This is a genomic window from Olsenella sp. KH3B4 (genome assembly GCA_900111695.1).
GTDB lineage: Bacteria > Actinomycetota > Coriobacteriia > Coriobacteriales > Atopobiaceae > Tractidigestivibacter.
The window spans coordinates 62,198-75,291 of the sequence record FOHD01000002.1 but is presented as its reverse complement, the minus strand read 5'-3'; the positions used below and the strand labels follow the sequence as shown (position 1 = coordinate 75,291).

At 64.0% G+C, this 13,094-nt stretch carries 11 protein-coding genes; 7 read left to right on the top strand and 4 right to left on the bottom strand.

Going from position 1 to position 13,094, the window contains the following annotated elements:
- Nucleotides 1-125 precede the first annotated feature (125 nt).
- Both BMX94_RS02310 and BMX94_RS02305 read right to left on the bottom strand, forming a co-directional pair.
- Nucleotides 126-1,142: a GGGtGRT protein gene (locus tag BMX94_RS02310; RefSeq protein WP_032110298.1), complete on the bottom strand. Its 1,017-nt coding sequence runs from the start codon at nt 1,140-1,142 to the stop codon at nt 126-128.
- A 29-nt stretch (nt 1,143-1,171) separates the two neighbouring features.
- Entirely contained in the window at nt 1,172-1,906 is a 735-nt protein-coding gene (locus BMX94_RS02305; protein WP_032110297.1) for an iron-sulfur cluster assembly scaffold protein, read from the bottom strand.
- A gap of 222 nt (nt 1,907-2,128) precedes the next feature.
- Here BMX94_RS02305 and BMX94_RS02300 point away from each other — a divergent pair, with 222 nt between their 5' ends.
- On the top strand, nt 2,129-3,010 hold the full coding sequence (locus BMX94_RS02300; protein ID WP_177171294.1) for a DMT family transporter: 882 nt from the start codon (nt 2,129-2,131) through the stop codon (nt 3,008-3,010).
- Nucleotides 3,011-3,258: 248 nt separating this feature from the next.
- Here BMX94_RS02300 and BMX94_RS02295 read toward each other — a convergent pair whose 3' ends face one another.
- Nucleotides 3,259-4,119, bottom strand: a complete 861-nt coding sequence (locus BMX94_RS02295; protein ID WP_177171293.1) for a DegV family protein — start codon at nt 4,117-4,119, stop codon at nt 3,259-3,261.
- A 158-nt stretch (nt 4,120-4,277) separates the two neighbouring features.
- On the opposite strand from BMX94_RS02295, the gene nudC reads away from it, so the two are divergent.
- The 5 genes from nudC (at nt 4,278) to leuB (ending at nt 10,753) form a co-directional block, all read left to right on the top strand.
- Nucleotides 4,278-5,156, top strand: a complete 879-nt coding sequence (gene nudC, locus BMX94_RS02290; RefSeq protein WP_091002999.1) for an NAD(+) diphosphatase — start codon at nt 4,278-4,280, stop codon at nt 5,154-5,156.
- Nucleotides 5,157-5,978: 822 nt separating this feature from the next.
- Nucleotides 5,979-7,514, top strand: coding sequence for a 2-isopropylmalate synthase (locus tag BMX94_RS02285; protein WP_091002997.1), 1,536 nt, complete (start codon nt 5,979-5,981; stop codon nt 7,512-7,514).
- Nucleotides 7,515-8,777, top strand: coding sequence for a 3-isopropylmalate dehydratase large subunit (gene leuC, locus BMX94_RS02280; protein WP_091002995.1), 1,263 nt, complete (start codon nt 7,515-7,517; stop codon nt 8,775-8,777).
- Between the two features lie 354 nt (nt 8,778-9,131).
- Nucleotides 9,132-9,638: a 3-isopropylmalate dehydratase small subunit gene (gene leuD, locus BMX94_RS02275; RefSeq protein WP_059055039.1), complete on the top strand. Its 507-nt coding sequence runs from the start codon at nt 9,132-9,134 to the stop codon at nt 9,636-9,638.
- A 2-nt stretch (nt 9,639-9,640) separates the two neighbouring features.
- A complete protein-coding gene (gene leuB, locus BMX94_RS02270) occupies nt 9,641-10,753 on the top strand; it encodes a 3-isopropylmalate dehydrogenase (RefSeq protein ID WP_091002993.1) in 1,113 nt (370 codons plus the stop codon).
- A 147-nt stretch (nt 10,754-10,900) separates the two neighbouring features.
- Here leuB and ilvA read toward each other — a convergent pair whose 3' ends face one another.
- Nucleotides 10,901-12,121: a threonine ammonia-lyase gene (gene ilvA, locus BMX94_RS02265; RefSeq protein WP_091002991.1), complete on the bottom strand. Its 1,221-nt coding sequence runs from the start codon at nt 12,119-12,121 to the stop codon at nt 10,901-10,903.
- A 154-nt stretch (nt 12,122-12,275) separates the two neighbouring features.
- Here ilvA and BMX94_RS02260 point away from each other — a divergent pair, with 154 nt between their 5' ends.
- On the top strand, nt 12,276-13,094 hold the full coding sequence (locus tag BMX94_RS02260) for an ABC transporter ATP-binding protein (RefSeq protein ID WP_091002990.1): 819 nt from the start codon (nt 12,276-12,278) through the stop codon (nt 13,092-13,094).

The following is a 13,094-nucleotide window of genomic DNA, read 5'->3' as shown; positions in this document are numbered from 1 at the left end:
CAAATCACGTAGGCGAGAACCCCGCGCATACAACAACAGGGCCGCCACCCAAAGGTGACGGCCCTGAAAACCGTGCAGCGCAAAGAGCGATGCCGAGAAGCACAAGCCTGCCGAGAAGCGCAAGTCTACTTCTTGAGGGACTCCTCAACGGCGACGGCGCACGCAACGGTGCAGCCGACCATGGGGTTGTTGCCCATGCCGATGAGACCCATCATGTCGACGTGCGCAGGCACGGAGCTGGAGCCGGCGAACTGCGCGCTGGAGTGCATGCGGCCCATGGTGTCGGTCATGCCGTAGGAGGCGGGGCCGGCAGCCATGTTGTCCGGGTGCAGCGTACGGCCGGTGCCGCCGCCCGACGCCACGGAGAAGTACTTCTTGCCGGCAAGCACGCGCTCCTTGAAGTAGGTGCCCGCGACGGGGTGCTGGAAGCGGGTGGGGTTGGTGGAGTTGCCGGTGATCGAGATGTCGACGTTCTCGTGCCACATGATGGCCACGCCCTCGCGGACGTCGTCGGCGCCGTAGCAGTTGACCTTGGCGCGTGGGCCGTCGGAGTAGGGGATCGTCTCGACGATCTTGAGCTCGCTCGTGTAGTAGTCGAACTGCGTCTTCACGTAGGTGAAGCCGTTGATGCGGGCGATGATCTGCGCGGCGTCCTTGCCCAGGCCGTTCAGGATGACGCGGAGCGGCTTCTTGCGGGCCTTGTTGGCGTTGTTGGCGATGCCGATGGCGCCCTCGGCGGCAGCGAAGGACTCGTGGCCAGCCAGGAACGCGAAGCACTCGGTGTCCTCGCCGAGGAGCATGGCGCCCAGGTTACCGTGGCCAAGGCCAACCTTGCGGTCGTCGGCGACGGAGCCGGGGACGCAGAAGGCCTGCAGGCCCTCGCCGATGGCGGCGGCAGCCTCGGAGGCCGTGGTGACCTCGCCCTTCTCGGCCTTCTTCAGCGCGATGGCGCAGCCCAGGGTGTATGCCCACTTGGCGTTCTCGAACGCGATGGACTGGATGCCGGTGGTGATGTCATAGGGGTTGAAGCCACGGTCGGTGCAGAGCTTGAGGGCCTCCTCGAGGTCCTTGATGCCGTACTGCTCGCACGCCTTGTTGATCTGGGCGATGCGGCGCTCGTAGCCTTCGAACGTGATGGCCATGTGCTGTACCTCCTTCTCTCTACTCGGAGTTACTCGTGGACGGGGAACGTGGACTCGGTGCTGTGGGTCTCCTCGTCGGTGCGAGGATCGATGAACTTCACAGCCTGATCCCACTGGCCGTAGTGGCCCATGGCCTTCTGGACGGCCTCTGCGGGGTCGACGCCGGCCTTGACCGCGTCGGTGAACTTGCCGAGGTTGAGGAACTCAAAGCCCACGATCTCGTCGTTCTTGTTGATGGCCATGCGGGTGACGTAGCCCTGGGTGAGCTCGAGGTAGCGGGCGCCCTTGGCGGCGGTGCCGTACATGGTGCCCACCATGGAGCGCAGGCCCTTGCCGAGGTCGTCGAGGCCGGTGCCGATGGGCAGGCCGTCCTCGGAGAACGCGGTCTGGCTGCGGCCGTAGACGATCTGCAGGAACAGCTCGCGCATGGCAACGTTGATGGCGTCGCACACGAGGTCGGTGTTCAGGGCCTCGAGGATGGTCTTCTTGGGGAGGATCTCGGCGGCCATGGCGGCGGAGTGGGTCATGCCCGAGCAGCCGATGGTCTCGATGAGGCACTCCTCGATGACGCCGTTCTTGACGTTGAGGCTGAGCTTGCAGGCACCCTGCTGCGGGGCGCACCAACCAACACCGTGGGTGTAGCCGGAGATGTCAGTGATCTCCTTGGCCTGAACCCACTTGCCCTCCTCGGGGATGGGCGCCGGTCCGTGGTATGCACCCTTGGCAACTGGGCACATGCGCTCCACTTCTGCCGAATACTGCATGTGTTCTCCTCTCCGAACTCCCTCGCCGGTGCCCCTTGCACCGACGCGATAGTTGCCGGCTATGCCGGTTAGAGCTCTGGTGCCGGAAATCCTCCAGCGCTTTCAAGTTTACGGCATGCGGGCGCCAGCGGAGGCGAGCGCGAGAAAAATCCCTGCGCCTGCCGTGTGAGACCGTTCCCGGGTCGTATAATCGCCCACATGCCAAATACGCGAGACATACCAATGTGGGCCTGGAAGCTGGCCCTTGCCTCCTGCGCCCTTATCTGGGGTGGCTCCTTCGTCATTATCAAGGGGTCTCTCGACGCCATGCCCGCCTGCTCGCTCATGGCGCTGAGGTTCCTTCTCGCCGCACTGCTCCTGGGCGCCGTGTGCTGGCGCCAGCTGCGTGACAACTTTGACTGGAGCCACCTTCTTGCAGGAAGTATCTTGGGCGTGCTTGCCGGCGCTGCCTACGCGGTGCAAAACGTGGGCCTCACCTACACCACTCCTGGCAGGAGCGCCTTTCTCACCGCGGTCTACTGCGTGCTGGTGCCGTTCGTGAACTGGGTCGTCGCCCGCAGGAGGCCGGGTGCGACCAGCGTCCTTGCGGCGGTGCTCTGCATGGCTGGCGTGGGTCTCATCTCGCTGGGGGAGGACCTCGTGCCGTCCCTCGGCGCCGGCGAGCAGCTCACGCTCCTCTCGGCGCTGCTCTTTGCGCTGCAGATTGTGTTCGTGGCCAAGTTTGCCGGTGCGCACGACATGATGACGCTCACGGTGATCCAGATGGCCGTGAGCAGCGCGGCCTGCTGGGTCTTCTCGCTTCTCCTGGGCGAGCCGACAACGGACCTCTCGACGCTGGATGCACCGTTTTGGTGGTCGCTCGCGTATATGGTCGTGCTTGCTTCGTGCGTGTGCTACGCGGTTCAGAACGTGGCACAGACCGTGGTGCCGCCGGCGCCCGCGGCGCTTCTGCTCTCCCTCGAGAGCGTGTTTGCCGTGGTGGCGAGCGTGATCTTCTACGGCGAGCAGCTCACGTTGCGCCTGGTGGCGGGCTTTGCGCTCATCTTCGTGGCGGTTCTCGCTAGCGAGCTGGGGCCGCGTGTGTTCGACAGCAGCCGCGGTTGATTCGGGGCGGGTACAAGTGGCTGCTGCGCGAGTTTTAGCGGTTCTCGTCCAAAGTTATTGCACGCTTTTTTGGACGTTCACGGTATTTTCCCAGTTGGTTCTTAGGTAGATGCAAATTAACGCGCAATAATTTCATCCCGAGAAAAGCGGACTGCCGAGAAGGACAGTCCGCCGGATCTGCAGCGGTATCAACCGCACAAAATGCCCCGGCACCGAAGCGCCGGGGGCCGCAAGCAACCAGTCGTGTCCTACTCGGCGGTCACCGCGGCAATGCCAAAGGCGCCCGGGCCGGAGTGGCTGGCTATGACGCAGCCGGACTTGACCCACTCGATCTCCTGCGCGCCGTGATCGCGCAGGATCTTCTCGACAAGCGCCTTTATCAGCGGGTCGGGCGCGTTGCCCACCGTGTAGGTGAGGTTCACGCGCGAGAGGTCCATGGGCTCGCGGGTCACGAAGTCCTCGACGAGCTGACCCACGCACTTGACCATGGCGCCGCGGCGCTTCTTGGTTGCCACGAGCTTGCCGTCGAGCACCTCGACCGTGGGCTTGATGCGCAAAAGGGTCGCGCCGAGAAACGCCACGTTGGAGAGGCGCCCGCCCGCGCGCAGGTAGTCGAGGTCGCCGGGGATGAAGGCAAAGCGAACGCGGCGCACCTGGTCATCGACGAAGGCCTCGACCTCGTCTTCCGTGGCGTCGGGGTTGACCTCCATCATGCGGGCGACGTTGGTCACCACAAGGCGAAGCGCGCAAGAGACGGACTTGGTGTCCATCATGGCCACGTAGTCGCGGCCCTCGGCTGCAAGGTGCGCGCTGCGGTAGGAGACCGTGGTCGCCGCGGAGTAGGCCAGGTAGAGGATCTTGGCAGTGGGGTACTTCTCGTGGATGTGGTCAAAAGCGGCGCTGAAGTCGGCAGGCGTGCAGCCCGAGGTCTGCGGGAGCTTTCCCGTGGTCTTGTAGTACTCGTAGAGCTCCTCAGGTGGGAAGGAGTCGTCGTCGCGTGAGAGGTCGCCAAAGTTCACGTGCATGGGGACCACCACAATGCCGTGGCGGCGCGCGGTCTCCTCGTGGATGTCGGAGCCGGACTCGGTGACGAGGATGTAGTCTGCCATGGGTTCCTCCGATGCCTGCGTGACGATGATATCCAAACGCTTCTCGTAGCTATTGTACGGATATGTTGGTGCGCCACGGGCATTCGTCGGACCGCGTGGGGATAATGCACACATGAGACAAAGGGACAGTCCCTTTGTCTCACCGGAGAGGAGCAAACGTGATCCAGGAGACGGGCAAGCCGTACGACAACCACTTTGAACCCAAGGATCCGGAGCCCCAGAGCTACGTGCTGCATTACCGCGACCGCTCTGCCCTCGTGCGCGTGGTTGCCGCTGGCGAGCGTGGCGCCGACGAGTTCTCTTCGGGTGAGACAATCGAGCTGCCGCGCCTCGCGGACTATCCCATGCCGCCCGAGCGCATGGTGTTCGCCTTTCGCATTGGCGAGGAGGACTTCTTCCTGGCGCTCGACGAGGACGTCTCCGCGCCAGCGGGCTTTACCTACGAGCGCGTTGGCTGGCTGCGTGGCGTTGGGCCCGCCGACCTCGCGTTTGCCGCTGCCGTGGGCTCGCAGCTTGCCGCGTGGTACCGGGACAACCGCTACTGCTCGCGCTGCGGACACGAGATGGAGCTCGCTCCGCACAGCCGGGAGATTGTGTGCCCCAACTGCGCAAAGATCGTCTATCCCAAAATCCAGCCGGGCATCATCGCCGCCGTGACCGATGGCGAGAGGATCGTCCTCACCCGCTACCAGGGGCGCTCCCTCAAGCTGTGGGCACTTGTGGCGGGGTTTACCGAGATCGGCGAGTCGGTCGAGGACACCGTGCGCCGCGAGGTCATGGAAGAGGTGGGGCTACGCGTGCGCGACCTGCGCTTCTACAAGAGCCAGCCCTGGCCCTTCTCGGACACGTTGCTTGTGGGCTTCTGGTGCCGCGTTGACGGCAGCCGTCGCATACGCACCGACCATCAGGAGCTGGCCGAGGCACGTTGGTTTTCCCCGGAGGAGATCCCGCTTGAACGCACTAACGACCATGCCAGCCTGACGGGCGAGATGATCGAGCTCTTCCGCACGAAGGGTGCCACGGGGCTGGGGCTCTGAGCAGCGCGGACGATCTGTTATTCTGTCGGGGACGCCTGTCTGCATAGTTGGCGTGTCGGCTGCTTGGCAGGAGATTCAGGGGTCGCCCCGAAAGCTGCTCTCGTTTGGATTGCCAGATGTACAGTTTGCATCGCCAGGCCTGCATTCCGGTTTGTCAGGTGCACAAAAAGGCTCTAACGAACGGGATTATCGTGTGCGCTGCATAAAAATGCTCTACCGGACAGTGCCATTCGTAGCCCATATCAACAGTTGAATTAAATTCCCCAAAATTATGAAAATTTACCTTATAAATTGCACAATATTGCATATAATTATCTCCATTTGGCAGACTCTCTTCCACAGCACTGTTCGATAGGGCATTTTTGTGCACGGACTCGGGAAAACTCGTTCGATAAAGGCTTTTTGTGCAGTTGCAAGGTGAAGAAGATAACTTCCACGGGGCTTTTGTGCGAAATCTGCGGCCCTGGGCATACCCGCAATGTTACCGTTGGGATACTACTTGATGAACTGCGACGTCTGTAAGATGTCGAGGTGTCACAGTGTCAATCACCGGCTGCACCCAGCAGCCCTGGCCAAGGGAGGAGGAAACATGTGCACCACTGTCCAAAGCATGCCCATGTACGCCTGCTCTCTCGCCCTACGCGGCCTAGAGCTTACGTGCGCGAACGCGCGCTAGGTCAAAGGTCCAGCAGGTATCATTAGACCCAGCTTGCGTTCGCGTCCCGCCTTGGGACAGCGGCAGCTGGGTCTGTTCGTGTGTCATGCTGCCATCCCAAGGCAATCCGGTACCAGTCCCTGGGCCCACGTCCACTGGAGGTAGCAATGACCCGCAAGATCGCCATCTTCGACACCACCCTGCGTGACGGTGAGCAGTCGCCCGGCGCGTCCATGAACACCGAGGAGAAGCTCGTTATCGCTCAGCAGCTGCTGCGCCTTCACGTCGACGTTATCGAGGCCGGCTTCCCCATCTCGTCGCCCGGCGACTTCCGCTCCGTGCAAGAGATTGGCCGCCTCGCCGGCGACGACGCCGTGGTCGTTGGCCTTACGCGCGCAGTTGACAAGGACATCGACCGCGCCGCCGAGGCACTGAAGACCGCCAAGCGTCCCCGCATCCACACTGGCTTGGGCGTCTCTCCCCAGCACCTGCACGAGAAGCTCCGCATTACGGAGGACGAGTGCATCGAGCGCGCAATCCACTGCGTGAAGTACGCCAAGCAGTACGTCGAGGACGTCGAGTTCTACGCCGAGGACGCGGGCCGAGCGGACCAGAAGTTCCTCGAGCGTGTGATTCAGGCAGCCGTTGACGCTGGCGCGACCGTCGTGAACATTCCGGACACCACCGGCTACCAGCTGCCCGATGACTTCGGCGCCCGCATCAAGGGCCTTGCCGACAACGTTCGTGGCATCGAGAACGTCTCCATCAGCGTTCACACCCACAACGACCTGGGCATGGCCACCGCGCTCGCGCTTGCGGGCGTCAAGAACGGCGCCACGCAGATCGAGTGCACCATCAACGGCCTGGGCGAGCGCGCCGGCAACACCGCGCTCGAGGAAGTCGTCATGGCCATTAAGATGCACGGCGACGAGCTGGACGCCCACACCGACGTCAACACTCGCGAGCTCACGCGCTCGAGTCACCTGGTCTCTCGCATCACCGGAATGAACGTCCAGGCCAACAAGGCCATCGTGGGTGCCAACGCGTTTGCGCACAGCTCTGGCATCCACCAGGACGGCGTGCTTAAGGCCCGCGATACGTACGAGATCATCAACCCCGAGGATGTCGGCGCCGCTGGCTCCGAGATCATCCTTTCCGCGCGCAGCGGCCACGCAGCGCTCAAGCACCGTCTGACGGAGCTTGGCTACACGTTCACCAAGGAAGAGTACGACGACATCTACAAGCGCTTCCTCGAGGTCGCAGACCAGAAGAAGGAGGTCTACGACGAGGACCTCGAGTCCATTGTCCAGGAGCGCCAGCGTGAGGTCGCGGCCGTCTACACCCTTGATGCCCTGCAGGTCTCCTGCGGTGACCCGCTGGTGCCCACCGCAACGGCAACCATCACGGACGAGCTGGGCGTGAAGCACGTTGTGTGCGCCACCGGCACTGGTCCCGTCGATGCGGCCTACAAGGCCGTTGACCAGGTCGTTGCCGTCCACGGCGACCTCGCGGAGTTCTCCGTGAAGGCCATCACCCGCGGAATCGATGCCATTGGCGAGGTCACGGTGCGCATCACGGCAGAGGACGGCAAGGTCTTCACCGGCCGCGGCGCCGACAACGACATCGTGGTCTCCAGCGCAAAGGCCTACATCAACGCCATCAACCGCATGATTCAGACCGCACGTTCCAAGGAGGGCAAGTAAATGGCACGTCCCATGACCATGGCCGAGAAGATCCTCGCCGCCCACGCAGGGCTCGACGAGGTCGTGCCCGGCCAGCTCGTAGAATGCGACCTCGATCTCGTGCTCGCCAACGACATCACGGCGCCCATCGCCATCAAGACCGTTCGCGAGATTGGCGCGGGCGTCTTTGACCGCGACAGGATTTGCCTGGTGCCCGATCACTACAGCCCCAACAAGGACATCAAGAGCGCCGAGCAGACCAAGGTCACGCGCGACTTCGCTCACGAGATGGGCATCACGCACTACTTCGAGCAGGGCTGCATGGGCATCGAGCACGCGCTTCTTCCCGAGCGCGGCATCGTGGGCCCCGGTGACCTGGTCATTGGCGCCGATTCCCACACCTGCACCTACGGCGGCATCGGCGCGTTCTCCACGGGCGTGGGCTCCACTGACGCCGGCGTGGGCATGGCCACCGGTCGCGCCTGGTTCAAGGTGCCCGAGACCATCCGCTTCGAGATTGACGGAAAGCTGCCGGCAGGCGCCTGCGCCAAGGACATCATCCTCTACGTGATCGGCAAGATCGGCGTTGACGGCGCACTCTACCGCGCCATGGAGTTTGCCGGCTCGACCATCCGCGACCTCTCCGTGGAGGGGCGTCTCACCATTGCCAACATGGCCATCGAGGCCGGCGGCAAGGCGGGCCTCTTCGAGGTGGACGACACCGCCCGCGCCTGGCTTGCCGGCCGCACCGAGCGTCCCTACACCGAGTACCACCCCGATCCGGACGCCACGTACCTCAAGGTCATCAAGATCGATGCGGCAGACATTGTGCCGCAGGTCTCCTGGCCGCATCTCCCCTCTAACACGCATCCTGTCGCCGAGAGCCGCGACATTACCATTGACCAGGCCGTCATTGGCTCCTGCACCAACGGCCGCATCGAGGACATGCGCGCCGCCGCCGAGGTGCTGCGCGGTCGCACCGTCAACCCCAACGTGCGCTGCATTGTGATTCCCGCGACGCAGGCCGTGTGGCTGCAGTGCGTGCACGAGGGTCTCATGGACGTCTTCATCGACGCTCACTGCGTGGTCTCGACGCCCACCTGCGGTCCGTGCCTGGGCGGCTACATGGGCATCCTTGCGGCAGGCGAGAGGTGCGTGAGCTCTACGAACCGCAACTTCGTCGGCCGCATGGGCGATCCCACGTCCGAGGTGTACCTGGCGAGCCCGGCCGTGTGCGCCGCGTCGGCCGTGGCCGGCCACATCGCGCTGCCGTCCGACCTGTAGATGCAAGGGGGGTGCGGCCTTCTTCCCGTGCTCAGACAGCTTGGCTGCGCCAAGAACTCGCACGGGAGGAAGGCCGCACCCTCAGGTTGCAAGACGCCCGCGCGCGCAGCCGGCCACGGGCGTCCCACCGGCCGCGCTCTTTGCTTCTGGTTTGAACTTAGTTCTTCCGGGGGTGGAGGTTCCGTCAGGGCTCTGACGCGAAAGACGGTTCCTCTATCTGTTGGCTATTGTTTGCCCGGGTGGGCCGGTCGCCTTTGCCGGCCCGCAAGTTCCGCAGCCGCGTTATTTGCGGCGAGGACTGTCCGAAGCGAGATGGCAAAGGCGACCGGCCCTCTCGCAGGAGAAAGGAAACCCATGCAGTTCCGAGGAACCGTCTTTCGCTACGGCAGAGACATAGACACCGACGTCATTATTCCTGCCCGCTACCTCAACACGTCCGATCCGGCGGAGCTCGCCAAGCACTGCCTCGAGGACCTCGACAAGACCTTCGTCTCTCGCGTGAAGCCGGGCGACATCATTGTGGCCGACGAGAACTTTGGCTGCGGCTCCTCGCGCGAGCACGCGCCCGTGGCAATCAAGGCGGCGGGCGTCTCGTGCGTCATTGCCAAGAGCTTCGCGCGCATCTTCTATCGCAACTCGATCAACATGGGCCTTCCCATCCTGGAGTGCCCCGAGGCCGCGGACGCCATCTCTGACGGCGACGTGGTGAGCGTTGACGCCGATACCGGCACCATCACCGACGAGACCACGGGCGCCGTCTTCCACGCCCAGCCGTTCCCGCCGTTCATTCAGGAGATTATCAACGAGGGCGGGCTTGTCGCGCGCACCAAGCGCGTGCTTGCCGAGAAGAGGGGCGAGTAGCAATGGCTAAGGCGACCTATCACGTATGCACGCTGCCGGGTGACGGAATCGGTCCCGAGATCATGGCGGAGGGCAAGAAGGTCCTTGCGGCCGTGGGCGAGAAGGCCGATGTGGACTTTGTCTGCGAGGACCATCTGATTGGCGGCTCGGCCATCGACGCCTGCGGAAGCCCGCTACCCGATGCGACGCTCGATGCCGCCAAGGCCTCGGACGCTGTTCTTCTCGCCTCGGTGGGCGGGCCCAAGTGGGACTCCACCGACCCCAACGCACCTCGCCCGGAGCAGGGGCTTCTGGGCATCCGCAAGGGCCTGGGCCTCTACACCAACCTGCGTCCCGTGAAGATCTACGACGCCCTGGCAGGGGCCTCGACGCTGCGTCCGGAGGTCATCAAGGGCGTTGACCTCGTGATTGTTCGCGAGCTTACCGGTGGCCTGTACTTTGGGCGCCGCGAGCGCTTCTACGACGAGGAGGGTGCGGGCGCCAACGGCGGCCGCGGCCAGCGCGCCTACGACACCATGGAATACCGCGAGTACGAGGTCGAGCGCATTGCGCGCAAGGCCTTCGAAGCCGCGCGCAAGCGTCGCAACAAGGTCACGAGCGTCGACAAGCGCAATGTGCTGGAGACCTCCCGCCTGTGGCGCGAGGTTGTCCATCGCGTCCACGACGAGGAGTTTCCCGAGGTCGAGCTTGAGGACCTTCTCGTTGACAACACCGCCATGCAGCTCATCAACAGGCCTGCCGACTTCGACGTCATCGTGACCGAGAACACGTTTGGCGACATCCTCTCCGACGAGGCTGCGCAGATCACGGGTTCGCTCGGCATGCTTGCGAGCGCGAGCCTGGGCGACGGCGTCTCGCTCTTCGAGCCTTCCGCCGGCTCCGCGCCCGACATCGCCGGCAAGGGCATCGCCAACCCGCTGGCGCAGATTCTCTCGGCGGGCATGATGCTCACCTACGCCTTCGACATGACCGAGGAGGCTAGCTGGGTCGAGTCTGCCGTGGAGCGCGTCCTGGACGACGGGTGGCGCACCCGCGACATTGCCGATGACGCCACGCCGGCAGATCACGTCCTGGGCACTGCCGCCATGGGCGACAAGGTCGTCGAGTACCTGTAGCGGTGCCGTCGCCGCGCCACCCGGCGCGGCGGCACCTGCGGCCAGCGTCGCAGAGAACGCGGTTGCGACACGTACGTATGAACAGCCCCTCCGGCGCGCATGCTGCCGGAGGGGCTGCTTCACAGCGGAGTGGTTATTACCGCACCCTTACAGCGACGGCTGCACCAGCGTAGGCTTGAAGCCCGCCTTGCGGAGCGCCTCCACGATCTGCGCCTTGTGCTCCTCGCCGTACGACTCGATGGTCACGCGCAGCTCGACCGCCGCATTCCTGTTGGTCGAGACAAACTGGTTGTGCTCGAGCTTGATCACGTTCCCGTTCTCCTCGGCAATCACGCTGGCTACGCGCACGAGCATGCCGGGGCGATCGGGCAGCAGCACGCTTACGGTGAAGATGCGGCCGCGCTGGATGAGGCCGTGCTGCACCACGCTCGACATGGTGATTACGTCCATGTTGCCGCCGGAGAGGATGCACGCCACGCGCTTGCCCTCGGCGGGCAGGTGCTTGGCGGCCGCGACCGTGAGCAGGCCGGAGTTCTCGACGATCATCTTGTGGTTCTCGACCATATCGAGGAACGAGACAACCAGCTCGTCGTCGTCCACGCAAATCACGTCGTCGAGGTTCTGCTGCAGGTAGGGGAAGACCTTGTCCCCCACTTCGAGCACGGCGGTGCCGTCGGCGATGGTGTTGGCGCTGGGGAGCTTAACCACGTGGCCGGCCTCGAGTGCCGCCGTAAGGCTTGCGGCGCCGGTGGGCTCAACGCCAATGACGCGGATCTTGGGGTTGTAGAGCTTGGCGAAGGTGGAGACGCCGCAGGCCAGGCCGCCGCCTCCCACGGGCACGAGGATGGTGTCGACGAGCGGTAGCTCCTGGACGATCTCCATGGCGATGGTGCCCTGGCCGGTTGCCACCGTGGTGTCGTTGAACGGCGGAATGTAGGTAAGGCCCTGCTCCTCGGCCAGCTCGACGGCGCGCTGCTTTGCGTCGTCGAAGACGTCGCCGTAGAGGATGACCTCGGCACCGTAGCCCTTGGTGCGCTCAACCTTGATGAGCGGCGTGGTGGTGGGCATCACGACGATGGAGCGCGCGCCCGCGTGCGTGGCGGCGTAGGCCACACCCTGCGCGTGGTTACCGGCGCTGGCGGTGATGACGCCGCGGTCGAGCTCCTCCTGCGAGAGCTTGGAGATCTTGTAGTACGCGCCGCGAAGCTTGTAGGCGCCAGTGCGCTGCATGTTCTCTGGCTTGAGCCACATGCGGTTGCCCGTCGCCGCCGAGAGGTAGGGGCTCTCGATGAGCTTGGTCTCGAGCGTGACCTCCTTGACCTTCTCGGAGGCCTCCTCGAACGCTTCGAGCGTGAGCATCTCTGGCATGGGAACCCCTATCTGCGCAAATGAGGTGTGGGTATGTTTCTGCGCGTCGCCAACCTCGCGCGTGCGCGCACGTATTGCCTATAGTAGGTCTACGGGACGCACGTAATGGTGGTGCGTTTGTGTGAAGTTACACCAAGGAAAACCGGGAGACCGCATGCAGGGCGAGAACAACGCCGGCGATAAGACGCCGCTCTTTGCCATTCACGACGCGAGCGTGGTGAGGTCGGGCAAGACCATCCTCCACGTGGACGACTTCACGCTGCATGAGGGTGAGCACGTGGCGCTTCTCGGCCCCAACGGCGCGGGAAAGTCCACGTTCATACAGCTCCTTACCAGGGAGGTATTTCCCCTCTACCGAGACAAGCCGCCCGTGCGCTTTCGTGGCGACCCGCGCCCAGAGCTCAGTGACGTGCGCCGGGCGCTGGGCGTGGTGAGCTCGACCATGCATGACCAGATTCGCGTGCACCTGCCATCCGTCGACGTGGTGACGGGTGGGCTCTTTGGCACGCTTGGCCTGCCCAGACATGTCCAGGCCACCGAGCATGACCGTCAGCTTGCGCTCGACGCGCTCGAGCGCCTGGGGATCGCTGAGGTTGCCAACCGCGACGTGATGACCCTCTCGACCGGTCAGGCTCGTCGTGTCCTGGTGGCGCGCGAGCTCATCCGCGACCCGCAGGTGCTTGTCTTTGACGAGCCGTGCACGGGCCTTGACCCTGAGGGCATGTATCACGTGCGCGAGACCATGAGCACGCTTGCTGCCGAGGGGCGCTCAATCATCCTGGTCACGCATTACCCTGAGGACATCATCCCGTCCATCGGGCGCGTGATGCTCATCAAAAACGCAGCCATCTTTGCAGACGGCCCCAAGGACCAGATTCTGTGCGACAAGGTCCTCTCGGAGCTCTTCGACGTGCCACTCGTGGTGGACGAGCACGACGGCTGGTATTCGATGCGCGGGCACTACGGGGCGTAG

Coding starts and splice junctions, on each gene's coding strand:
- BMX94_RS02310 (WP_032110298.1), bottom strand. CDS start 1,142: ATGGCCATCACGTTCGAAGGCTACGAGCGCCGCATCGCCCAGATCAAC.
- BMX94_RS02305 (WP_032110297.1), bottom strand. CDS start 1,906: ATGCAGTATTCGGCAGAAGTGGAGCGCATGTGCCCAGTTGCCAAGGGT.
- BMX94_RS02300 (WP_177171294.1), top strand. CDS start 2,129: ATGTGGGCCTGGAAGCTGGCCCTTGCCTCCTGCGCCCTTATCTGGGGT.
- BMX94_RS02295 (WP_177171293.1), bottom strand. CDS start 4,119: ATGGCAGACTACATCCTCGTCACCGAGTCCGGCTCCGACATCCACGAG.
- BMX94_RS02285 (WP_091002997.1), top strand. CDS start 5,979: ATGACCCGCAAGATCGCCATCTTCGACACCACCCTGCGTGACGGTGAG.
- leuC (WP_091002995.1), top strand. CDS start 7,515: ATGGCACGTCCCATGACCATGGCCGAGAAGATCCTCGCCGCCCACGCA.
- leuD (WP_059055039.1), top strand. CDS start 9,132: ATGCAGTTCCGAGGAACCGTCTTTCGCTACGGCAGAGACATAGACACC.
- leuB (WP_091002993.1), top strand. CDS start 9,641: ATGGCTAAGGCGACCTATCACGTATGCACGCTGCCGGGTGACGGAATC.
- ilvA (WP_091002991.1), bottom strand. CDS start 12,121: ATGCCAGAGATGCTCACGCTCGAAGCGTTCGAGGAGGCCTCCGAGAAG.
- BMX94_RS02260 (WP_091002990.1), top strand. CDS start 12,276: ATGCAGGGCGAGAACAACGCCGGCGATAAGACGCCGCTCTTTGCCATT.